The 22,809-nt window shown below is 70.4% G+C and carries 16 protein-coding genes; 11 read left to right on the top strand and 5 right to left on the bottom strand.

Annotated features, from left to right (window positions below; translation table 11 throughout):
* Positions 1–91 precede the first annotated feature (91 nt).
* From OHS59_RS41770 to OHS59_RS41750, 5 genes are all read left to right on the top strand, one after another.
* Positions 92–1,357: an extracellular solute-binding protein gene (locus OHS59_RS41770; RefSeq protein WP_328498542.1), complete on the top strand. Its 1,266-nt coding sequence runs from the start codon at positions 92–94 to the stop codon at positions 1,355–1,357.
* Between the two features lie 125 nt (positions 1,358–1,482).
* Positions 1,483–2,475, top strand: coding sequence for a carbohydrate ABC transporter permease (locus OHS59_RS41765; protein ID WP_328498541.1), 993 nt, complete (start codon positions 1,483–1,485; stop codon positions 2,473–2,475).
* Complete coding sequence (locus tag OHS59_RS41760) at positions 2,472–3,311, top strand: carbohydrate ABC transporter permease (RefSeq protein WP_328498540.1); 840 nt, start codon at positions 2,472–2,474, stop codon at positions 3,309–3,311. The genes OHS59_RS41765 and OHS59_RS41760 overlap by 4 nt, the downstream gene beginning before the upstream one ends.
* 78 nt (positions 3,312–3,389) lie before the next feature.
* On the top strand, positions 3,390–4,958 hold the full coding sequence (locus tag OHS59_RS41755) for a beta-N-acetylhexosaminidase (protein ID WP_328498539.1): 1,569 nt from the start codon (positions 3,390–3,392) through the stop codon (positions 4,956–4,958).
* A gap of 72 nt (positions 4,959–5,030) precedes the next feature.
* Positions 5,031–6,458, top strand: coding sequence for a cellulose binding domain-containing protein (locus tag OHS59_RS41750; protein WP_328498538.1), 1,428 nt, complete (start codon positions 5,031–5,033; stop codon positions 6,456–6,458).
* Between the two features lie 132 nt (positions 6,459–6,590).
* Here OHS59_RS41750 and OHS59_RS41745 read toward each other — a convergent pair whose 3' ends face one another.
* Positions 6,591–7,385: a TetR/AcrR family transcriptional regulator gene (locus tag OHS59_RS41745; RefSeq protein ID WP_328498537.1), complete on the bottom strand. Its 795-nt coding sequence runs from the start codon at positions 7,383–7,385 to the stop codon at positions 6,591–6,593.
* A gap of 130 nt (positions 7,386–7,515) precedes the next feature.
* Between OHS59_RS41745 and OHS59_RS41740 the strand changes: the two genes are divergently transcribed.
* On the top strand, positions 7,516–8,403 hold the full coding sequence (locus tag OHS59_RS41740) for an SDR family oxidoreductase (protein ID WP_328498536.1): 888 nt from the start codon (positions 7,516–7,518) through the stop codon (positions 8,401–8,403).
* A 160-nt stretch (positions 8,404–8,563) separates the two neighbouring features.
* Complete coding sequence (locus OHS59_RS41735; RefSeq protein ID WP_328498535.1) at positions 8,564–11,086, top strand: penicillin acylase family protein; 2,523 nt, start codon at positions 8,564–8,566, stop codon at positions 11,084–11,086.
* A 39-nt stretch (positions 11,087–11,125) separates the two neighbouring features.
* On the opposite strand, the gene OHS59_RS41730 is transcribed toward OHS59_RS41735, so the two are convergent.
* Both OHS59_RS41730 and OHS59_RS41725 read right to left on the bottom strand, forming a co-directional pair.
* Entirely contained in the window at positions 11,126–12,781 is a 1,656-nt protein-coding gene (locus OHS59_RS41730; protein ID WP_328498534.1) for an amidase, read from the bottom strand.
* Positions 12,782–13,166: 385 nt separating this feature from the next.
* Positions 13,167–14,156 carry a helix-turn-helix domain-containing protein gene (locus tag OHS59_RS41725; protein WP_328498533.1) on the bottom strand — a complete coding sequence of 330 codons (990 nt, stop codon included), beginning with the start codon at positions 14,154–14,156 and terminating at the stop codon, positions 13,167–13,169.
* Between the two features lie 242 nt (positions 14,157–14,398).
* Between OHS59_RS41725 and OHS59_RS41720 the strand changes: the two genes are divergently transcribed.
* Positions 14,399–15,433, top strand: a complete 1,035-nt coding sequence (locus tag OHS59_RS41720; protein ID WP_328498532.1) for a saccharopine dehydrogenase family protein — start codon at positions 14,399–14,401, stop codon at positions 15,431–15,433.
* A 138-nt stretch (positions 15,434–15,571) separates the two neighbouring features.
* Positions 15,572–16,639 (top strand): phospho-N-acetylmuramoyl-pentapeptide-transferase, encoded by a 1,068-nt coding sequence (gene mraY, locus OHS59_RS41715; RefSeq protein ID WP_328498531.1) that lies wholly within the window; start codon positions 15,572–15,574, stop codon positions 16,637–16,639.
* A 31-nt stretch (positions 16,640–16,670) separates the two neighbouring features.
* Here the strand turns inward: mraY and uvrA are convergent, their stop codons facing one another.
* Complete coding sequence (gene uvrA / locus OHS59_RS41710) at positions 16,671–19,148, bottom strand: excinuclease ABC subunit UvrA (RefSeq protein ID WP_443061590.1); 2,478 nt, start codon at positions 19,146–19,148, stop codon at positions 16,671–16,673.
* Between the two features lie 173 nt (positions 19,149–19,321).
* Between uvrA and OHS59_RS41705 the strand changes: the two genes are divergently transcribed.
* Positions 19,322–19,561, top strand: a complete 240-nt coding sequence (locus OHS59_RS41705) for a hypothetical protein (protein WP_328498529.1) — start codon at positions 19,322–19,324, stop codon at positions 19,559–19,561.
* Positions 19,558–19,932 carry a toxin Doc gene (locus OHS59_RS41700; RefSeq protein WP_328499567.1) on the top strand — a complete coding sequence of 125 codons (375 nt, stop codon included), beginning with the start codon at positions 19,558–19,560 and terminating at the stop codon, positions 19,930–19,932. The genes OHS59_RS41705 and OHS59_RS41700 overlap by 4 nt, the downstream gene beginning before the upstream one ends.
* Before the next feature lie 67 nt (positions 19,933–19,999).
* Here the strand turns inward: OHS59_RS41700 and OHS59_RS41695 are convergent, their stop codons facing one another.
* Complete coding sequence (locus OHS59_RS41695; RefSeq protein WP_328498528.1) at positions 20,000–22,603, bottom strand: PA14 domain-containing protein; 2,604 nt, start codon at positions 22,601–22,603, stop codon at positions 20,000–20,002.
* Positions 22,604–22,809 lie beyond the last annotated feature (206 nt).

Genomic DNA, 22,809 nt, shown 5'->3' with positions numbered 1-22,809 from the left:
TCTATGCCAGTTTCATCCCCGCATCGAGAGGTGAGCTGTCCAGTGGACTTCACTGGTCAGGTGGTTGGCTCATGTCCTCCAGAGGTGAACCGTGAAGTTCCGCTTCGTTGCCGGTGTGTCCGTACTCGTCATGACCGCCGGACTGAGTGCCTGCAGTTCCTCCGACGACTCCGACGGCAGTTCCGGCGGGAGTACCACCATCGACGTCTGGCTGATGCGCGACAGCGTCTCGGCCGAGTTCCAGAAGGACTTCGTCAAGGGCTTCGAGGCCGCGCACCCCGACATCGACGTCAAGGTGCAGATCCAGGAGTGGGACGGCATCGGCGAGAAGGTCACGGCGGCCCTCGCCAGCAGTGACGCGCCGGACGTCATCGAGACCGGCAACACCCAGGTCGCCCAGTTCGCGCAGAGCGGGGGCCTGCTCGACCTCAGCGACAAGGTCGGCGAACTCGGCGGGAAGGACTGGCTCAAGGGCCTCGCCGAGCCCGGCGCCTACGAGGGCAAGCAGTACGGCATCCCGTACTACGCCGCCAACCGCGTCGTCGTCTACCGCACCGACCTCTTCGAGAAAGCGGGCGTCGACCCGGCCGCGATCAAGACCCGTGACCAGTGGATCACCGCCACGAAGAAGCTCAACACCGGTGGTAGGCAGGGCATCTACCTGCCCGGCCAGAACTGGTACACCCTCGCGGGCTTCGTCTGGGACGAGGGCGGTGACCTCGCCACCGAGTCCGGCGGCAAGTGGAAGGGATCGCTGGACACCCCCGAGGCGATCCGCGGCATGGAGTTCTACAAGAAGCTCCAGGCGCTCGGCAGGGGCCCCAAGGACTCCGACGAGGCCAACCCTCCGCAGGCGGACGTCATGGCCAAGGGCAAGGTCGCCCAGGTCGTCTCGTCCCCGGGCGGCGCCAACACGGTCGTCGAGAACAACCCCGGCCTGAAGGGCAGGCTCGGCTTCTTCCCGATCCCCGGCAAGACCGCCGACACCCCCGGCGCCGTCTTCACCGGCGGCTCCGACCTCGTCATCCCCACGGCCTCCGCCAAGCAGGACGCGGCCTACACCTTCATCGAGGAACTCACCGGCGACAGCTGGCAGAAGAAGCTCGCCGTCGCCATGAGCTACGTACCGAACAAGACCACCCTGTCCGACGCGGTCGCCGACGACCCGGGCGCCTCGGCCATGGCGGTCGGTGCCGCCGAGGGCCATGCCACGCCCAACACACCCGGCTGGGCCGCCGTCGAGGCCAAGAACCCGATCAAGGACTACCTGACCGCCGTTCTCACCGGAGGCGACGCGCGCAAGGAAGCCGCCAAGGCGTCCGAGGCCATCACCACGGCGATGAACTCCGGCACCTGAACCGTCCGACACCTGACCCGGTCGGCACCTGCCGGCCGGTCGACTCCTGAAGCCAGGCCGACCGACTCCTGAACCGTCCACCCACCGGCCGTCCACGCCGGTGCACGCGCTGGAGGAAGTGTGCCGTGACGGCCGTCCGAGAGCAGACCGCACCCCATCCCCCACCGACCAGTCGCCGCCCCCGGCGCTCGACCGGCTCAGGACCACCGCGCCCTTCGAAGGACGGCGTCGGCCGCGGGTTCTGGCCGTACGTCCTCATCGCGCCCGCCGTCCTCGGCACGCTCTACCTGCTCGTCTATCCGCTGGCCCGCGCCGTGGTGATCTCGCTCCAGGACTTCGGACTGCGCCAACTCATCCTGGGCGACGCACGGTTCGTCGGACTCGACAACTACGAGACGCTGCTGAGCGACAGCCGTTTCTGGGAGGTCGTGCGCCGCACCTTCCTCTTCATGGCGGTCAACGTCGCACTGATCATGCTGCTGTCCACGCTGGTCGCGCTGATGATCGAGCGGCTCGGCCGGTTCGGCCGGACCGCGGTCCTCAGTTCGCTCGTACTGACCTGGGCGATGCCCGTCATCGCGGCGACCACCGTCTTCCAGTGGCTGTTCCACTCGGAGTTCGGCATCGTCAACGCGGTCCTGACGGACCTGGGGTTCGAGTCCTTCGACCGCTACGCCTGGTTCGCGCACGGACCGGCCGCCTTCGCCATCCTGGTCGCGCTCATCGTGTGGCAGTCCGTGCCGTTCGCGGCGATCACCCTGTACTCGGCGCTCACCACCGTCCCCGTCGAGCTGTACGAGTCGGCGCGGCTCGACGGGGCGTCGGGGGCGCGGATATTCCGTTCCATCACCTTCCCCGTCGTCCGGCCGATCTTCCTGCTCGTGTTCTCGCTCGAAGTCATCTGGACGTTCAAGGCGTTCGTCCAGATCTGGGTGATGACCAACGGCGGGCCCGGCGACGCGACCACGATCCTGCCCGTGTACGCGGTGCAGACCGCCCTGTCGAGCCAGCGCTACGACCTCGGGTCGGCGGCCTCCATGGTCACCGTCGTACTGATGTCGGGCGTACTCGTCCTCTACTTCCGCCAGATGTTCCGCCAGGAGGACGAGCTCTCATGAGCACGACCCGGCCCCGTATCCGCCGCATACCCCTCAATGTCGCCGCCGTCGTCACGGTCGTGCTCTGTCTGTTCCCGGTCTACTGGATGGTCGCGACCGCGTTCACCCCGACCCGTGACATCCAGTCCGACAACCCCCGTTTCCTGCCCGAGAGTTGGACGCTCGACCACTTCCGCACCGCTGTCGGCGCCGACGGCTTCGGCCTGTTCTGGCGCAACAGCCTCCTCGTCACACTGAGCGCCGTCCTGCTCTCCCTCGTCATCGCGCTCGGCTCCGCCTACGCGGTGGCCCGGATGAGGTGGAGGGGACGCCGGCAGTTCATGCTCATGGTCTTCATCGCCCAGATGGCGCCCTGGGAGTCACTGATCATCCCGGTCTACATCATCTCCCGGGACACCGGCATGCTGGACCGGCTGCCGACCCTGACCCTCGTCTACTTCATGATGACGCTGCCCTTCACCGTCATCGTCCTGCGCGGGTTCATCGGCACGATCCCGCCGGAGCTGGAGGAGTCCGCGCAGGTCGACGGCTGCACCAGGATCGGCGCGTTCCGGCACATCGCGTTCCCGCTGCTGGCGCCCGGGCTCATGGCGACCTCGCTGTTCGGCTACATCACCGCCTGGAACGAGTTCGCCTACGCCAACTTCCTCATCATCAAGCATCAGGACAACCGCACCCTGCCCGTGTGGCTGTCCTCCTTCCAGAACGTCTTCGGCACCGACTGGGGCGCCACCATGGCCGCCTCGGCCCTCTTCGCCGCCCCGGCGCTCGTGGTGTTCCTGCTGCTCCAACGCCATGTCACGTCCGGCTTCGCCGCCGGCGCGGTCAAGGGCTGAACCCGCGCAGGACCGCCCCGCACATCCCGCACACTCCCCCCCCCGCACTCCCCGCGACCGTCGTCCCGGAGGCGATCCGTGCCCGCACAGGCATCTGCACCCACCCTCATCCCCCGCCCCACCGAAGCAGCCTTTCGGCCGGGACACTTCACGCTCGACGCCGACACCGCGCTGCGCATCGGCGAAGGCGCCGAACCGGCCGCGGACCTGCTGCGCACCCTGCTCGCCCCCGCCACCGGACTGCCCCTGCCGCCCTCCCCCGACGGACAGTTCACCCTGGCACTCGACTCCGGCCCCGGTGGGCTGGGCGACCCCGGTGACGTGGGCGGCCTGGGTGGCCTGGGTGAGGAGGGATACGTACTCACCGTCGAACCGCACGCCGTGCTGCTGCGCGCCGCGCACCCCACCGGCCTGCTGCGCGGCATTCAGACGGTCCGTCAACTCCTGCCCCCGGCAGCCCTGTCGGCGGATCCGCAGCGCGTCACCCGGTGGCCGCTGCCGTGCGTCGACATCACCGATGTCCCGCGGCACCCCTGGCGCGGCGCGATGCTGGACGTGGCCCGCCACTTCCAGCCCGTGTCCTACCTCCGCCGGTACGTCGATGTGCTCGCCCTGCACAAGATCAGCGTCTTCCACCTGCACCTCACGGACGACCAGGGCTGGCGCATGCCGGTCGCCGCCTACCCCAAGCTCACCGAGATCGGCAGCCGTCGCGCCGAGTCGCAGAAGGGCCCGGCGGGCAGCGGCGCGTACGACGGGATCCCGCACGGTGGGGCGTACACGCGCGCCGAACTCACCGGTCTCGTCCGGTACGCCGCGGCCCGCGGCGTCACGGTCGTGCCCGAGACAGAGATGCCCGGGCATGTACGCGCCGCCCTGGCCGCCTATCCCGCCCTGGGCAACCATCCGGAGCGCACGCTGGACGTCTGGACGCGCTGGGGGGTGTGCGACACCGTCCTCGGCGTCCACGACGAGGTCCTCGACTTCTGCCGCACCGTCCTCGACGAGGTCATGGACGTCTTCCCGTCGCCGTACATCCATCTGGGCGGCGAGGAGTGCCCCACCGCCGAGTGGACGCACAGCGCCACCGCACGCGAACGAGCCGCGACGGAGGGCCTGTCGAGCCCCGCGGCCCTGCACGGCTGGTTCCTCGGGAAGATCGGCGACCACCTCGTCCGGAACGGCCGCCGCCCGGTGGGCTGGGCCGAGACCGGCGCCGAACTGCCCCCCGAATTCACCGTGATGACCTGGCGCGACCCCTCCCACACCCTCACGGCGGCCCGCCGCGGCCACCCGGTGATAGACGCATACCACCGGGCCACCTACCTCGACTACGCCCAGTCCGACGACCCGAACGAGCCCCCGGCACAGCCCGGTTCCGTCGTCGATCTGCGCGGCGTCCACGCCCACGACCCGGTGCCTGAGGACGCGGACGCCGAGGCCGCGGGGCGGGTGCTCGGCACACAGGCCCAGCTGTGGACCGAGTTCGTCACGACGCCCGCACACATCGAGTACCTCACCTATCCGCGCCTGTGCGCCCTCGCCGACCGCGGCTGGAGCGGCGCCACCGACTGGACCGACTTCCGGTCCCGCCTGGACGGACACACAGCCCGGCTGGACGCACTCGGCGTCCACCACCACCCCTGACCCGCCTTCCCGCCCCCACCCCGACCCCGTCCGTTTCCGGGAATCACCCCACCTTTCTGGAGAGGAACCACCATGAGATTCGCGAAGAACCGGCTGCGCGCCACCGCACACACCGCCGTCGCGGTGGCCATGGGCGCCGCCGCGCTCACCGCACTCCCGGCCACCGCCAGCGCGGCCGCCGACGGACTGAGCGTCCAGTACCGTACGAGCGCCACCGGAGCCGGCGCCGACCAGGCCGAACCCTGGTTCAAGGTGAAGAACACCGGTGCCACGACCGTGCAGTTGAGCAGCGTCAAGGTCCGTTACTACTTCAAGGCCGACTCGGCGGGCGCCAGCTACCGCTTCGCCTGCTCCTGGGCCGTCAAGGGCTGCGCCAACGTCACGGGCACCTTCGGCACGCTCGCCAACCCGACCGCCACGGCCGACCGCTACCTGGAGATCGGCTTCACCTCCGGAGCCGGTTCACTCGCCCCGGGCGCCGACACCGGTGACCTGCAACTGCGCTTCTACCAGTCGTCGTGGGCCTCGCTGAACCAGAGCGACGACTACTCCTTCGGCGCCTCGCAGACCTCGTACGGCGACTGGTCCAAGGTCACCGCGCAGCTGGCCGGCACCACCCTGTGGGGCCAGGCCCCCGCGGGCAACGGGCCGACGGATCCGCCCACCGACCCGCCGACCGATCCCCCGGCCGACGCCGCCACCCTGTTCGACGACTTCAACTACAGCGGCTACAACGACCCCAGGATCTCCGCGAACGGCTGGAACGTGCGCTCCAACTCCGGTGGCCCGGGCGTGCCCGGTGCCACCTGGGCGCCCGAGAAGGTCACCTTCGCCACCACGGGCGGCAACTCCATCATGAACCTGGAGACGTCGACCGCCGGCACCGCGGCGAGCACCAAGCAGACCGAGATCCTCACCAAGTCGACGAAGTTCAAGAACGGCACCTACGCGGCACGGGTGCGGTTCAACGACGCGCCCAAGTACGGTCCGGACGGCGACCGCCTCGTCCAGACGTTCTTCACCATCAACGACCTCAAGGCACCGCTGGCGGACGACTACTCCGAGTACGACTTCGAGTACCTGCCCAACGGCGGCTGGGGCGAGCCGTCCAACATCCTCTACACGACGTCCTGGGAGACCTATCAGGCCGAGCCGTGGGTGGCGGTCAACCAGCACACCGAGGCCCGCCAGAGCTTCAGTGGCTGGCACGACCTGGTGCTGACCATCGACAACAACAGCATCAAGTACTACATCGACGGGCAGCTCTTCGGCACGCATGGCTCCGAGTACCTTCCGGAGCGGCCCATGTCGATCAACTTCAACCAGTGGCTGATCGACCTCGCGGGCCAGACAAGCACCACGGCGAGGGCGTACGACCAGCAGGTCGACTACGTCCTGCACGTCAAGGACCAGGTGCTCACACCGGCCCAGGTCACCACGAGGCTGAACGCCTACCGCAGCGCGGGCACCACGTTCCAGGACACCGTCCCCGGCAGCTGACCGCACGCCGCAGGCCCAGGCCCGGGGCGGCCTGGGCCTGCGCGGCTTGGGCCCGCGGGGTCCGGGCCCGCGAGGCTTCGGCCTACGGGGTCCGGGCCCACGGGGGCTTGGGCCCGCGCGAGCGGCAGCGTCTCAACCGTCGCAGGCCAGGCGGTCCAGCCACTCCCTCAGCAGGTGCTGCTCCGCGCCGCTGAGGGTCGTCTGGTCAGGGAGCGTCGCGCGCAGTGCGCGGGCGGCGCCGGCCGGGCCCACGTCCTTGACGGCCGGTTCCTCGTTGGTGACGGCGGTGACCATGGACTCCCGAAGAATGGTCAGCAGGGCCGGGTCGCGCCGGTCCGCGGGCAGGGACAGCCAGGTGAGGACCGCGCCGCGTGCCGTGGCATGGATGAGGGTGGCCGCGAGTTCCTCGCCGACGCGGAGACGGCCGCCCGCGGCGAGGCGGCGGATGCGGCCCATCAGGATCTCCATACCGGCCTTGAAGGCTGCCGATGCAGGCCTTGTCGGCTCGCTGTACATCAGCGTGTACAGCGCGGGATTCGCCAGACCGAACTCGACCGCCAGGTCCCAGCCGTCCCGCAGGTCCTCGATGAGGTCCTGCGGGTCGGGGTCGACGTGCTTGGCCGCCAGGAAGACGGCGAAGCCGTGTTCGGCCACCGCTTCGAGCAGCCCGTCCTTGTCACCGAACAGCCGGTAGATGGCCGGCGGCTGCAAGCCCGCCGCGACCGCGACCGCGCGAGTGGTGACGGCGTCACGGCCTTCGCGCGCGAGCAGGTCGGCGGCGGCCTCGATGACGCGCCGGCGGGTCTCCTCGCGGCCCACGACCGCGGAGCCCGAGCCTGACCCCGAGCCAGCGTCCGCGCCGGGGCTGGGGATGGGGCTGGGGCTGGAGTCGGCGGCGTCGTCCCCGACGTGTGAATTTGGTGGCATATATCAACGATACCGCACATGCGTTTCCAGCGTTAATATCGGTGATACGCTTGATCTGTTTCCACTGGAACCAGCTCACCGAGCTGCCACATCACCACGTCACCGCATCACCACCTCACTGGAGCGCAACATGATCATCGTGACCGGAGCCACCGGACAGCTCGGACGACAGGTCGTCGAACAGCTGCTGACCCGCGTACCCGCGGACAGGATCGGCGTCAGCGTCCGCGACCCGCAGCGGGCGAAGGCGTTCGCCGATCGAGGGGTACGCGTCCGGCAAGGCAGCTTCACCGACTCCGCCGGCCTGGTCCACGCCTTCGAGGGCGCCTCCCAGGTGCTCATCGTCTCCGTCGACAAGATGGGCGAAGAGGCCGTGCGGCAGCACCGCGCCGCCATCGACGGGGCCGTCGCCGCCGGCGCCCGCCGCATCCTCTACACCAGCCACATGGGGGCCTCCGCGTCGTCGCGTTTCCAGCCCTGCCGCGACCACGCCGCCACCGAGGAAGTGCTGCGCACCTGCGGCGTGCCGTACACCTCGCTGCGCAACGGCTTCTACGCGTCCAGCGCGGTCCAGTTCCTCGGGCACGCCCTGCAGTCCGGCGAAGTCGCGCTTCCCGCGGACGGACCCGTCAGCTGGACCGCCCACGCCGACCTCGCCGACGCGGCCGCCGCCGTCCTGGCCGACGAGGGCCGCTTCGACGGCCCCACGCCCCCGCTCACCGCGGGCCGGTCCCTGACCTTCGACGACATCGCCCGCATCGCCACCGAGGTCACCGGCCGCACGATCACGAGGAGCACCGCACCCGACGACCTGTTCCGGCAGCAGCTGATCGGCCGCGGTGTGCCCGCCGAGGCCGCGGACCAGCTGCTCGGCGTCTTCACGGCCGCTCGCGCCGGTGAATTCGCCACCGTGGACCCGACGCTGGCCGCCTTGCTGGGCCGCGAACCCATCACCATGGGCACGGTCCTGCGTGAGCGACTGTCCGACAACGCGGCCGCCGCGACGGACGGGCGATAGGCCTCAGGGCTACATCCCGAGAGCCATGGGCGGCCAGGAATCTCCACCGTCGGCTGGATGTCCGGCGGCCGGTCGGCCCTGAAGAGTGGGGGTCATGGGTGAATCCAGAACGCTGACGACACGTCAAGCACGTTCCAGAGGAAGCCGGTTGGCGGCCGTCATGGCCGCACTCTGTCTCACCTCTGCCACCATGGCCCTGCAGTCCGCGCCCTCTTCAGCCTCCGCTTCCGCTGCCGCCGTGACGGGAGCGGGCGGCGAGAGACTGACCGAGAGCGGCCGCACGGCCCGGATCAGCCGGACCGAGTACGGCATCCCGCACATCCGAGCAGCGAACTTCGACGGGCTCGGCTACGGCTACGGCTACGCGTTCGCGCAGGACAACGTCTGTGAACTCGCCGACCGGATGGTCACGTTGCGGGGCGAGCGTTCACGGTTCTTCGGCGCCGACGGGGAGGACGGCGAGGGATCGAACCTGGCGAGCGACAGCTACTACAAGGGGCAGTGGCACGCCGGCACCGTCCGGAAGCTGCTCGACATGAAGGCACCGCTGGGGCCGACGGCGGAACTGCGCCGACTGGTCGAGGGATACGCCGCCGGATACAACCGCTACCTCCGGGACACGGGCACCGACGAGCTGCCGGACCCGCGCTGCAAGGGCGAACCGTGGGTGCGGCCGATCACCCCGCTCGACGTGTGGACCCTCGTGTACGACGTCAACGGCGCGACCGGCGTCGTACCGCTGGCCCCGGCCATCGGGGACGCGAAGCCTCCGGTGACGACGGGGGCGGCGACAGCGACGGCGGCGGCGGTTGCGACGGCGGCGGCGGTTGCGACGGCGAGCGCCGACGGCACGGCGGCTTCCGGGGGCGGCGCCCCCGAGACCCCCGCCCCGGACACCCCCGCCTCGAAGGCCGCGACAGCCTTCGCCCAGGGCACTCAAGGCGCCTTGAACACTCACAGAGCCTTGAGCGCCCACAGCGCGCAGAGCGGCCGGGGCCTCCCCGCCGATTTCGGCAGCAACGGCTGGGCGCTGGGCAAGGACGCCACCCGTAGCGGCAACGCGATGGTCCTGGCCAACCCGCACCTCCCCTGGGTCGGCGGCGACTTCCGCTTCTACCAGGTGCAGTTGACGATCCCCGGCACCCTGGACGTGTCCGGCGCCGGCCTGTACGGCACGCCCCTGGTCCAGATCGGGCACAACCGGAACGTCGCCTGGACGCACACCGCGAGCAACGCCGAGCACTCCTCCGTCTACGCGCTGAAGCTCGCGCCCGGTGACCCGACCAGCTATCTGGTCGACGGCAGGACCGAGCGGATGGAACGCCGTACCGTCCCGGTCACCGTCCGCGACAGGAACGGCGGACTGTCGACCGTCGAGCGGACCCTGTACACCTCACGCTTCGGTCAGGTCCTCGCCTTCGGCTGGACCGCGACGACCGCCTACGCGGTCCGCGACGCCAACGCCGACAACCTGCGGTCCCTGAACACCTGGCTGGCCATGAGCAAGGCCGAGGACCTCGGTCAGTTGCGCACGGCCCAAGACACCTACCAGGGCATCCCCTGGACGTACACCCTCGCGGCCGACAGCGGCGGCGGGACGTACTTCACCGACTCCTCCCACGTACCGCACCTGACCGGCGAACAACTCACGCGCTGCACTCTGCCCGGCAGCGAGGAGGGGCCGCCCGCCCTGGACGGTTCGACGTCGGCCTGCGCCTGGGGCAGTGACCCCGACGCGCTCGTGCCGGGTGTCCGCGGCCCGTCCCGGCAGCCGAGGTTGAGCCGCTCGGACTACGTGGCCAACTCCAACAACGGGCCCCGGTACACCAACCCCGAAGCCCCGCTCACCGGCTTCCCCGGCGGCTACGACAACACGGCCCGCCTCGGGCAGCGCGCCCAACTCGGCCTCCGTATGATCGCGGAACGCCTGGCCGGTACGGACGGACTCGGCGCCCCGGGCTTCACCGGACGCGGCCTGCGCGCGTCGATGTTCGGCAACCGTGTCCTGTCGGCCGAGACGGGCCGCGACGACGTGGTCGCCATGTGCCGTGCCCACCCCCGCCTCAGGACCACGGACGGCAACGAGGTCGACGTGCGGAAGGCCTGCACCACCCTCGCCCGCTGGGACACCCGCGCCGACACCGGCAGCCGGGGTGCGGCGCTCTGGATCACCTTCCACGACCGCCTCTCCGAGAACGGCCCGTCCGACACCTGGAGCCGCGTCCCCTACGACCCGGCACAGCCCCTCACCACACCGCGCGGCATCAAGGGCGACGACGTGCGCGTCCGACGCGCCCTCGCCGACGCCGTCCAGGACTTCGCCGCCAGTGACCTCCCGGTCGACACGGAACTCGGCGCCGTACAGAGGTGGGCCGGGATCCCGCTGCCCGGCTGCAACGGCGACAAGGGCTGCTTCAACGTCCTGGAGGCCAGCCCCGGAGCGGGCTCCGGCACACCGCCCTCGGGCGCCTTCGGCAGCACCTTCCTGATGGCCGTCGAACTGACCCCCGACGGCCCGCGCGCCCACACTCTCCTGACCTACGGGCAGTCGACGAATCCGGCCTCCCCCCACTACACGGACCAGACCCGTCTCTTCTCCCGCAAGCAGTGGGTCACCGAGCGCTTCACGGCGGCGGAGATCTCGGCCGACCCGACCCTGAAGGTGACGATCCTGCGCGGCTGACACAGCTGATGCCTTGTCGGCAGCGTCCCGTCGGCCGGGTCAGAAGCCGACGTCGGCCGGCCGGTAGGTGGGCGGTCGGCGGACCCGGCTCGCCTGTTCGTAGGCGTGGGCGAGGCGGAGCAGGACCGGTTCGCTCCACGCCGTGCCCATGAACGTCAGTCCGACGGGCAGGCCGAGCGCGAAGCCGGCCGGGACGCTGACCGCGGGATATCCGGCGAGGGCGGCGGGCGTGGAGGCACCGCCGCCGTAGCTGTCCCCGCGGATCAGGTCGATCTTGGCGGGCGGCCCGGTGGTGGGCATCACCAGCGCGTCCAGGCGGTAGCGGCGCAGCACCGCGTCGATGCCCTCGGCCCGCGAGAGCCGGTGGTTGGTGGCCAGCGCCTCGCGGTACTCGCTCTCACCGAAGTCCAGTCGCTGCACCGCCTCCAGTCCGTCCTGCCGCACATAACGCAGCTCGCGGTCGGCGTGTTCAAGGTTGAACGCGATCAACTCCGCTAGGTTGCGCGGGTGTTCACCGGGGGCATCGGCCAGGTATCCGTTGAGGGCGCGCTTGATCTCGTACGCCTGGACGACCATCGAGCTGGGCAGGTCCTCCAGTTGCTCGGCGGTCGGGATGTCGGCCGGGTCGACCACGGTCGCCCCGGCTTCGCGCAGGGTGGCGATGGCCCGCTCCGCGATGTCGTCGGCGTGGTGGCTGTAGCCGAAGTAGACCGTCCGCGGTACGCCGATACGCGCTCCCTTCAGCCCGTCGGCGTCGAGGAACCGGGTGTAGTCGCGATGGAAACGGCCGCGGCTCGCCCGGGTCGCCGGATCACGGTCGTCGACCCCGACGAGAGTGCCGAGCAGGATCGCGGCGTCACGGACCGTGCGGGCGATCGGGCCGACACTGTCCTGGCTCGGCACACCGGGGATGACTCCGCCGCGTCCGACCAGTCCGACGGTCGGCTTGACCCCGACGACGCAGTTGGCCGAGGACGGGTCGATGATCGAGCCGTTGGTCTCGGTGCCGATCGAGGCGACGCACAGGCCTGCCGCGACGGCGACCGCGCTGCCGGAGCTCGACTCGTTCGGCGACCGGTCCAGCTTGTACGGGTTGCGGGTCTGTCCTCCTCTGGCGCTCCAGCCCGCGTGGTGGGTGAGCGACATCCCGCCCGCCCACTCGCTCAGGTTGGTCTTGCCGAGGATGACGGCGCCGGCCGCGCGCAGCCTGGCCGCGACGGTGGCGTCCGTCGCCGGACGCACCCCCTCCAGGGCGAGGGAACCGGCCGTGGTGTGCATCCGGTCAGCGGTCTCCACCAGGTCCTTGAGCAGGACGGGCATGCCGTGCAGCGGTTTCCGCGGGTCACCCTCGGCGTCCAGGCGCCGGGCTTCGCGCAGCGCGTCGGGATTGACCTCGATCACGGCGTGCAGGAGTGGGTCCATGCGCTCGATACGTTCCAGGTAGTGACGGGTGAGCCGTTCGGCGTCGAGCCGTCCGTCGGCCATCCGTCGGCGCAGTTCTCCGATACCCAGTTCGTCCAGTGCTGTCGGTCCTGTCGGTGCCGTGGTCGACGCGTGCCGCGTGCTGCTCGCGGTACCGGCCCGGGCGGGGGACGCGCCGAGCAGCGGCGAGGCGGCAGCGGCGGTGCCGAGTGCGAGCACGGTGCGGCGTGGGGTGTTGGTCCGGTCCGTTCGGTGCGACTCCTGCGACGTCATGCAACAACACGCTAGGTGTGTGGCCGGCGTTTCTCGCTCCGGCTGTCCCCCGGTTCCGCGGTCCGAGCAGCCCCCTGCGCCAACGGGGGCCAGCCGGTATTCCCTCCGGGTTCCAGGAGGTCGCCGCGGCCATGCTGAGCCAGGCCTGGCCATGGTGAGCTGAGCCCGGCCGCGGGGGGGGGGGGGGGGCCGGGCCCGGCCGTGGAGGGGTCGCGGCGGCCCTCCACGGCCCGGCCGGAACGACTGTGCGGCGTCAGGCGGAGCCGTCGACGCCCACGGTCAGAGTGTGTTTTCCGTCATGGCGGCAGAACCTGGGGGCGGACCTGAGGACCACCTTCACCGGGAGCTGTGAGACCCCTTGGGAGTTGTCTCCCAACTCACCTCATTAATCACGGAGTTGGGGGATACTCCGCGTGTCTGCGGCTCCCGCGGGGCCGGGCCGTGAGCGGAAGGTTCGGCGATACGTGTCCGGTGGGACACCGAGCGTGTGGTTGAAGTGGCGGCGCAGCGTCGTGGCGGTGCCCATGCCGGTGGCCTCCGCGATGGCTTCGACACCGCTGTCGGTGGTCTCCAGCAACTCCTGTGCGCGGCGGATCCGTTGGGACAGCAGCCACTGCAGCGGGGTGGTGCCGGTCGCCGCCCTGAAGTGGCGGCCGAGGTTGCGCGAACTCATCCCGGCCCGGCGTGCCAGGTCCTCCACCGTCAGCGGCCGGTCGAGGCGTTCGACGACCCAGGGCAGCAGTGCGGCGAGCGGATGGTCGTCCCGGGCGGGCACCGGTGCGGCGACGAACTGGGCCTGGCCGCCTGCCCGGTGCGGCGGCACGACCAGCCGTCGGGCGACCGCGTTGGCGACCGCCGAACCGTGGTCGAGGCGGACGAGGTGGAGGCACAGGTCCATCGCGGCGGCCTTGCCCGCGGAGGTGAGCACGCTGCCGTTGTCCACGTAGAGCACGTCCGGGTCGACCTCCACGCGGGGGTAGCGGGCGGCGAGCACGTCGGTGTGCGCCCAGTGCGTGGTGGCGCGCCTGCCGTCCAGCAGACCGGCGGCGGCCAGCACGAAGGCGCCCGTGCAGAGGGAGGCGACCCGTGCGCCTGCCTCGTGGGCCGCGCGCACCGCGTCGACCAGTTCGCCGGGCGGGTCCTCGTCGACGTCGGCCCAGGCGGGGACGAGCACCGTGTCGGCGTACGGCAGCCGGTCGAGCCCGCGGTCGGGCTCCAGCCGGAACCGGCCGACCCGCACGGCGGCGGACCCGCAGACCTCGACGTCGTACCACGGGACGTCCACTCCCACCGGGGCGCTGCCGAACACCTCGCAGGCCACGGACAGTTCGAAGTGCAGCATTCCCTCGGTGGCGACCACCGCGACAGAAGTCATGTCCGTAATTGTACGCAGCATGGCGTTCCGGACACTCACGGCCGGCCACCCTCGCTCGACAGGATGGCCACAGCGGACCACAACGGAACCCGACACATCACAACGGCTCGAAAGCATCTGCAGTACATCCGAAGCGGACCGAAAGCGGATCCGAAGCGGATCCTGACGGGTCTTTCAAGCAAGCACAGCAAGCACAACGAACACAACGAACACAGCAAACACAGCGAGCACGGGGAGTAGTCATGAGTGCGGGTCACACGGTCGTGGTGTTCGGCGCGTACGGGCACACCGGGCGGTTCGTGGTGGCGGAGCTGCTGGAGCGCGGGTTCGTCCCGGTGCTTTCCGGCCGCGACGCGGGCAAACTGCGCGCGTTGGCGGCGGCATCCCGTCCCGGACTCGACGTACGGCCGGCCCCGGTCGACGATCCTGCCGCACTCGACCGCGCCCTGGCCGGTGCGGCGGCGGTGATCAACTGTGCCGGACCCTTCGCGACCACGGCCGCCCCCGTGATCGAGGCGGCCCTGCGCGCCGGGATCCCGTATGTCGATGTGGCGGCCGAGATCGAGGCCAACGCCGATACGTTCGCGAACTTCGCGGACCGTGCCCGTGCCGCGGGAACAGTGGTCGTGCCCGCGATGGCCTTCTACGGAGGCCTCGGCGATCTGCTGGTCACCGCCGCGATGGGTGACTGGACCGCGGCCGACGAGGTGCACATCGCCTACGGTCTGAGCGGTTGGCATCCCACCGCGGGGACGCGCACCGCCGGCAGGGCCGCCCAGTCACGGCGGGACGGCCGACGCGTCCGGTACCGGAACGGTCGGCTGGAGTACCACCAGGACGACCTGCCCACCCTCGACTGGCCCTTCCCCGATCCGATGGGCACCCGGGCCGTCGTCGGGGAGTTCACGATGGCCGATGTCGTCACCGTCCCCAGTCACCTGTCCGTCCCCGAGGTGCGCACCTACATGACCACCGAGGCGGCCGGTGACCTGGGGACCCCGGACACCCCGGCACCCACCGCCGTCGACGAGCGCGGGCGGTCCGCGCAGACCTTCCTCGTCGATGTAGTCGTACGCTCCGGCGGCAGCGAGCGCCGTGCCACGGCCGCCGGGCAGGACATCTACGCCGTCACCGCGCCCCTCGCCGTGGAGGCCGTCCAGCGCATCCTGGATGGACGGATCAGGAAAGCCGGTGTCGCCTCAGCGGGCGAGATCTTCGACGCACCCGACTTCCTCGACGCGCTCGCCCCGCACATCATCTGCTCGACGACGAAGTAGCCGTCGGTGGTGCTTCACCTCAACTACCCACCGGCTCACAGCGTTTGGTTCTATGCATAGGGTGTGGGCTGCGACGGCCGCCCGTAACGGTGCGGCCGTCACGCACGGGAACGCAGCCGAGGGGAAAACCGCCGTCCGATGAACCAGATCCTGTTTGCCGGGGCCATAGGCCTGTTCCTGACCCTCGGCGGGACACCACTGCTGATCAAGCTGCTGGCCCGGAAGGGGTACGGCCAGTTCATCCGCGACGACGGTCCCCGCGGCCACCACGGTAAGCGCGGCACGCCCACCATGGGCGGTATCGCCTTCATCCTGGCCACCATCGCCGCGTACGTCCTGACCAAGGTCATCACCGGCGAGGCACCGACGTTTCCCGGTGTCCTGGTGCTGTTCCTGATGGCGGGCATGGGAGTCGTCGGCTTCCTCGACGACTACATCAAGATCGTGAAGCGGCGTTCGCTGGGGCTGCGGGCCGGGGCGAAGATGGCCGGCCAGCTGATCGTCGGCATCCTGTTCGCCGTCCTGGCCATCCGGTTCGCCGACGACCGCGGCCTGACACCGGCATCGCTGAAGCTGTCGTTCGTGACCGACTTCGGCTGGACCATCGGGCCGGTGCTGTTCGTCGTATGGGCCCTGTTCATGATCCTGGCCATGTCCAACGGGGTGAACCTCACCGACGGCCTGGACGGCCTGGCGACCGGCGCCTCGGCCATGGTCCTCGCCGGTTACACCTTCATCGGTCTGTGGCAGTTCCAGAACTCGTGCGCCAACGCCATGACCCTCACCGACCCCGGTTCCTGTATCGAGGTACGGGATCCGCTCGACCTGGCCGTCGTCGCCTCCGCGCTGATGGGCGCGTGCATCGGGTTCCTGTGGTGGAACACCTCTCCCGCCAAGATCTTCATGGGTGACACCGGTTCGCTCGCCCTCGGCGGCGCACTGGCCGGCCTCGCGATCTGCTCCCGCACCCAGCTGCTGCTCGCCCTGCTGGGCGGCCTCTTCGTCCTGATCACCCTGTCCGTGGTCATCCAGGTCGGCTCCTTCAAGCTGACCGGCAAGCGGGTCTTCAAAATGGCCCCGCTGCAACACCACTTCGAACTCAAGGGCTGGTCGGAGGTCCTGGTGGTGGTCCGCTTCTGGACCATCCAGGGCATATGCGTCATCGTCGGCATCGGCGTGTTCTACGCGGGCTGGGCGGCGAGCTGAGGGCACTGCCCCGGCCCGCCTGGGAGGCGGTTCAGGAACCCGCCAGCCGCCGTGCCAGGTACGGTGCCGTCGCGCTGCGTCGTGATCTCGCCACCTTGGCCGGAGGGCCTTCGGCGATCACCCGGCCGCCCGCGTCGCCGCCGCCCGGGCCCAGGTCGATGATCCAGTCGGCGGTGGCGATCGTGTCCAGGTCGTGCTCGACCAGGACGACCGTGTTGCCCGCGTCGACGAGCCGGTGCAACTGGCGCAGTAGCAGGGCGATATCGGCGGGGTGGAGCCCGGCCGTCGGCTCGTCGAGGAGGTACAGCGCGTGTCCGCGGCGGGCGCGCTGCAACTCCGTGGAGAGTTTGATGCGTTGGGCCTCCCCGCCGCTCAGCTCCGTCGCGGGCTGGCCCAGCCGCAGGTATCCCAGGCCCACTTCCCGCAGCGTCTCCAGGCTCCGGGACGCGGCGGGAAGGTCGGCGAGGAATCCGGCGGCATCGTCGACGGTCATGGCCAGCACGTCCGCGATGCTCCTGCCCCGGTACGTCACTTCGAGCGTCTCGGCGTCGTACCGCGCGCCGTGGCAGGCCGGGCACGGGGCGTACGTGCCGGGCAGGAACAGCAGCTCGACCTCGACGAACCCCTCGCCCTGGCAGGTCTCGCAGCGGCCCTCCGCGACGTTGAAGGAGAACCGCCCCGCCGAGTACCCGCGCGCCCGTGCCTCGTCGGTCGCCGCGTACAGCTTGCGGACCGCGTCGAACAGGCCCGTGTAGGTCGCCAGGTTGGAGCGGGGTGTCCGGCCGATGGGCCGCTGGTCGACCCGTACCAGCCGGTCGAAGGATTCGAGGCCCGACACGTCCCGCAGGTCGACCTCCAGTTCCGCGCCCTCGTCCTCGTCCTCGGTCGCCTCCGGGCTCTGGCCGAGGTGGCGGCGTACGACCTCGGCGAGCACCTGTGTCACCAGCGTCGACTTCCCGGATCCGGACACACCGGTCACCGCTGTCAGCACCTGCAGCGGTACGTCGACCGAGACGTCCCGCAGGTTGTGTCGGGAGACGCCGCTCAGCCGCAGCCGGCCCTGCGGCTTGCGCGGACGGTGCCCGGTCGGCGGGACGTGTCCGAACAGATGCCGGCCGGTGGCCGACTCCGGGACCTGTTCGAGGCCGGGCACCGGGCCGCTGTACAGGACACGGCCGCCGCTCTCGCCCGCCCCGGGGCCGATGTCCACCACCCAGTCCGCCCGACGCACCACATCCATGTCGTGCTCCACGACGAAGAGCGAGTTGCCCGACGCCTTGAGCCGGTCCAGGACGTCCAGGAGCGGCTCCGCGTCGGCCGGGTGGAGTCCGGCGGACGGCTCGTCGAGTACGTAGACGACGCCGAACAGGCCCGAACGCAACTGGGTGGCGATACGCAGCCGTTGCGCCTCGCCGGGCGACAGGGTCGTGGAGCGGCGCCCCAGACCGAGGTAGCCGAGGCCCAGGCCGAGCAGCACCTCGATACGGGCGACCAGGTCCGCGCAGATCCGTACCGCGACCTCGTTCCTCTCCGCGTCCGGGTCCGCCGTGGTGGCCGCCTCGGCCGCGGGCAGCTCCGCGACGGGCCGCAGCAGCGCGACGACCTCGGTGAGGGGCATCGCGTTGACCTCGGCGATGGACCGGCCGGCGAAGGTCACGGCCAGAGCCTCCCGCCGCAGGCCGCTGCCCCCGCACTCCGGACAGGGCACGCTCCGGACGAAGCGCAGCGCCCGTTCCCGCATCCGCTCGCTCTTGGAGTCGGCGAGGACGTGCATGACGTGGGCGCGGGCGCTCCAGAACTTGCCGTGGTAGCCGTAGTCGACGCGGTCGCGCTCCGGCTCGATGAGGACGGACGGCTGCTCGTCGGTGTGGAGCAGCCAGTCTCGGTCCTTCTTCCGGAGTTTGCGCCACGGCTTGTCGATGTCGATGCCCAGACCGCTGACGACACTGCGCAGGTTGGCGCCCTGCCAGGCACCGGGCCAGGCCGCGATGGCGCCTTCGCGGATGCTCAGGGAGGGGTCCGGTACGAGCAGGTCGTCGGCGACGTCGACGGTGGCCCCCAGCCCGTGGCACCGCGTGCAGGCACCGGCGGCGGTGTTCGGCGAGAACGCCTCGGCGGCGAGCCGCGGGGACCCGGGCGGATGGGTGCCGGCACGCGAGTACAAGATGCGCAGCAGGTTGCTCAGCGTGGTCAGGGTGCCGACCGTGGACCGTGAGCTGGGGGCGCCGTGCCGCTGTTGCAGGGCGACGGCGGGCGGCAGCCCGGAAATCTCCTGGACGTGCGGCGCGCCGACCTGCTGGAGGAGACGGCGGGCGTACGGCGCGACGGACTCGAAGTACCGGCGCTGAGCCTCGGCGTAGAGCGTGCCGAAGGCCAGCGAGGACTTGCCCGAGCCGGAGATCCCGGTGAAGGCGACCATCGCGTCACGCGGCACGTCCACGTCGACGTTCTTCAGATTGTGCTCGGAGGCACCTTTGACGTGCACGAACGGGTCGGACGCGGCACCCACCACAACGCCTCCCAGCCTGAAAAGCCCACCCCCACACCTCCACCCTGACCCTCCCACCCCACTTCAGCACCCCGGGAAGGACCGGCGCGCGGACAACGACATCCCCCCTCCCCGGTAGGGACTCGGTAGGGACTCGGTTGCCCACCCTGGTACCAACTAGGTACCATTCCCCCATGCCGTCCTTGAACATCACCTACAGCGACGAGGAGATGCAGGAACTGCGGGCCGCCGCGGCCGCCGCCGGCACCTCCCTCAAGCAGTACGTCCACGACCTGTCACTCCGCGAGCGCCAGCGCCAGCAGTTCGTGCGCTACGCCGTCTCCTGGGGCGAGACGCAGCGCGCCGAGTTCGACGAGGCCTTCCCGGACGAGATCCCCCCGGCCGGTCACCGACAGGGAGCCGAAGCCGCCTGATGCTCCATGTCGACATCGCCTGGCTGCTCGACATCCAGGAGCAGGCCGTTCCCGAGGACGTGACCGTCGGGGACTACTCCGCCCTGGTGGCCGCGGTCGCCCGCCACAAGACCCGCATCCCGCGCCCCGGCCTCGCCACACCGGACGCGGCCTGGCGGGCGGCGGCGCTCCTGCACACGATCGTCCGGCTGGAGCCCCTGCCGTACCGGAACTCCCTGTACGCCTGCCAGGTCGCCGTCGCCTACATGCACACCTCCGCCGAGGGCATCGATCCGCCTTACGGGGCACTGGTCGAGCTGGTGCGTGACATCCAGGCCCGCAAGGCCACCGTCTACCAGGCCGCCGACCGGATACGTACCTGGCGGATCTGACGGGGTTCGACGTGGCCGGGGCCGCCCGGCGATCGGCGGGGAGGCGTTCCGCCGGGCGGCCCGGGTATCAGACGCAGCCCGCGGGAGTCGCCCGGGACACGTCGTCGATCAGGGCCTCGTGGGCCGCCTTGAGCCGCTTCACATCGGGCTTGACGACCGCGCGGTCGTAGGTGAGCAGCCCGTTGAGTTCGCCCTCGACGTCCGCGATCTGGGTGTACACCGCGCCGTTGCCGCCCTCGCAGGCCAGGGCGTGCACCTCGGCGAGCTTGGTGAGGTAGTCGTCGGTGTACGTGGCCGGGTCGACGTCGACATAGGACTGCTGCACCGACCAGGCGTGTCCGGGCACGGCCAGGCCGAGGCCGCCGTACTCACCCATGACCTGGGCCCGTCTGCCGTCCGGATGCGGCGGCAGGGCGGGGCTCGGGTAGCCGTGCTCGTCCATGATGTCGCCCGTGCCGCCGTCGGCGCCGAGGTTGAGGCCCGACTGGTTGTTGACCAGGCGTGTCGGGTCCCAGGCCTTGGCCTGTTCGGCGATGCGGCCCACGTCGTACTGGCCCCACCCTTCGTTGAAGGTGACCCACATGACGATCGACGGACTGCTGATGTGTTCGTCGATCATCTGCTTCATCTCGCGCTCGTAGCCGGCGCGGGCGGTGGCGGACGGGTTGACGCCCGCCGTCATGGCCGGCATGTCCTGCCACACCATCAGGCCGAGCCTGTCGGCCCAGTAGAACCACCGGTCGGGTTCGACCTTGATGTGCTTGCGGACCGAGTTGAAGCCCATCTCCTTGTGCATCTTGAGGTCGTGGGCCAATGCCTTGTCGCTCGGGGCGGTGTGCAGGCCGTCGGGCCAGAAGCCCTGGTCGAGGGTGGCCATCATGAAGACCGGCTTGCCGTTGAGGACCGTGCGAGGGGTTCCTCCGACGTTCTCGACGGAGATGGACCGCATGCCGAAGTAGCTGCTGACGCGGTCGGATCCGACCTTGACCTTGAGGTCGTACAGGAACGGGTCGTCCGGCGACCACAGCCGCGCGTCACGGATCCTCAGGGTGAGCGGTCCGCCCGTGCGGCCGGAGACGGTGGCCACCTTGCGCTTGCCCTCGTACGCGGTCGCGGTGACCGGTACTCCGTCGCGTACGCCCTTCGGTGCGACCGTCAGCGTGCCCGCGGCCACGTCCGGGGTGAGGGCGAGCGAGTCGACGTGGTCGGCGGCGACGGGCTCCATCCACACGGTCTGCCAGATGCCGGAGGACGGCGTGTACCAGATGCCGCTCGGGTCGAGACGCTGCTTGCCGATGGGCGGGTTCTCGCCGTTCGCGGCGTCCGTCGGGTCGTAGACGCCGACGATCAGCTCCTGGGTACGGCCCGGCTTGAGGGCGTCGGTGACATCGGCGCTGAACTTGTCGTAGCCGCCCTGGTGATCGGCGACCTTGGTGCCGTTGACGTAGACCTCGGAGCGCCAGTCGACCGCGCCGAAGTTGAGCCGCAGGCGCTGCTTCGAGCCGATCTTCCAGTCCTTCGGGACGGTGAAGGTGCGCCGGTACCACATCCGGTCCTCGTGCCGCTCGATGCCCGAGAGCTGGGACTCGACGGGGTACGGGACGAGGATCTTCTCGGCGAGGTTCCGGCCCACCGGGGGCTGCTCCCCCGCCTCGGCCGCCGCGAACTGCCAGGAGCCGTTGAGGTTCTTCCAGTCGTCGCGGGTGAGCTGCGGCCGCGGGTACTCGCGGTGGGCGTTGGCCGGGGTGACGTCCTTGCCCCACTTGGTGCTCAGCTGGTGGGTCGAGAGGTTGGTGCCGCTGCTCCAGAAGGACTTGACAACGTTGCCGTCCTCCGCGGAGAGGCCCCCCGCTCCGTCGTAGCGCACATCGGCGGTGCCGCGCGCGGTGCCGGTCTTGTTGCCGACCACGGGCTCCTTGAGCGCGATGAGCAGGGACCTGTGGTCCGCCGGGTCGAGCTTGACGCGTCCGAGCGGCCAGGTGGCGCCGCCGATCACCGCGTCCAGGTGGTCGGTGAGACCGGCCGGGGGTGCCTTGAGCTTCTGGGCGAAGTCGAGCCGCAGCGTGCGGCCGGTCTCCAGGACCGTGGTGGCGATGGCGCCGTCGTAGTCGTAGCCCGCGGGCAGCAGGAACGCCGACTGGGGAACGGCCGTCTTGGCGCCGCCGGGCGGAGTCCAGCGCAGGTGGAGGTTGGAGCCTCCGTAGTGCTCGAAGTACTCGACCTTGATGTCGTAGGCCTTGCCCGCGGTCAGCTCCACCGGTTCCGCACTCTGTTCGCGGTCCCAGTCGTCGACCCAGTGGTCGATGGTGAGTTTCCCGTCCACCCACAGCCGGAAGCCGTTGTCCCCGATGATGGAGAAGGTGGTGGGACCGGTCTTCTCCGGCACGATCCGGCCGGTCCAGCGGACGCTGACGTCGTCCGACTTCCCGGTCGCGGAACGCAGACGCGACTCCAGGTTGTCGAAGTCGAGTCGCGCGTCCATGCCGGTGGCTTTGAGTTCGTCGAAGTCGAAGGCGCCGGGGGCGGACTGGGTGTAGTACTCACCCTTCAGGCCGTGGACCTCGGGAGGCTCCTCCACGGCCGTCGCGACCGGTGCGGCGGCCAGTCCCGCGGCACCGAGTAAGGCCGCGACGAGCAGGGCGAGCCGATTTCTGAGTGGTCTGATGCGCACGAATCCTCCTTGGGAGTCACCGACGGAACTCCGTGGCGTCGCGACGCGCGGCAGGCACCCCCGGCGCACGGTGCGAGGGGACAGGTGGCCCCGCCACATGGCCCTTCGCACCACGCCGAGCACGCACACCGAACGCCGGCCCCTACCTCACGGAGACCCGGCGGAAGTCCCCGGACCGTGTCCACAAAGTCCCACCTGCCCCGCGA

The sequence above is a fragment of the Streptomyces sp. NBC_00414 genome (genome assembly GCF_036038375.1).
Lineage (GTDB): Bacteria > Actinomycetota > Actinomycetes > Streptomycetales > Streptomycetaceae > Streptomyces.
This window is presented reverse-complemented; position numbering and strand designations above follow the sequence as displayed.

Coding starts and splice junctions, on each gene's coding strand:
- OHS59_RS41760 (WP_328498540.1), top strand. CDS start 2,472: ATGAGCACGACCCGGCCCCGTATCCGCCGCATACCCCTCAATGTCGCC.
- OHS59_RS41750 (WP_328498538.1), top strand. CDS start 5,031: ATGAGATTCGCGAAGAACCGGCTGCGCGCCACCGCACACACCGCCGTC.
- OHS59_RS41745 (WP_328498537.1), bottom strand. CDS start 7,385: ATGCCACCAAATTCACACGTCGGGGACGACGCCGCCGACTCCAGCCCC.
- OHS59_RS41740 (WP_328498536.1), top strand. CDS start 7,516: ATGATCATCGTGACCGGAGCCACCGGACAGCTCGGACGACAGGTCGTC.
- OHS59_RS41735 (WP_328498535.1), top strand. CDS start 8,564: ATGGCCGCACTCTGTCTCACCTCTGCCACCATGGCCCTGCAGTCCGCG.
- OHS59_RS41730 (WP_328498534.1), bottom strand. CDS start 12,781: ATGACGTCGCAGGAGTCGCACCGAACGGACCGGACCAACACCCCACGC.
- OHS59_RS41725 (WP_328498533.1), bottom strand. CDS start 14,156: ATGACTTCTGTCGCGGTGGTCGCCACCGAGGGAATGCTGCACTTCGAA.
- OHS59_RS41720 (WP_328498532.1), top strand. CDS start 14,399: ATGAGTGCGGGTCACACGGTCGTGGTGTTCGGCGCGTACGGGCACACC.
- mraY (WP_328498531.1), top strand. CDS start 15,572: ATGAACCAGATCCTGTTTGCCGGGGCCATAGGCCTGTTCCTGACCCTC.
- OHS59_RS41705 (WP_328498529.1), top strand. CDS start 19,322: ATGCCGTCCTTGAACATCACCTACAGCGACGAGGAGATGCAGGAACTG.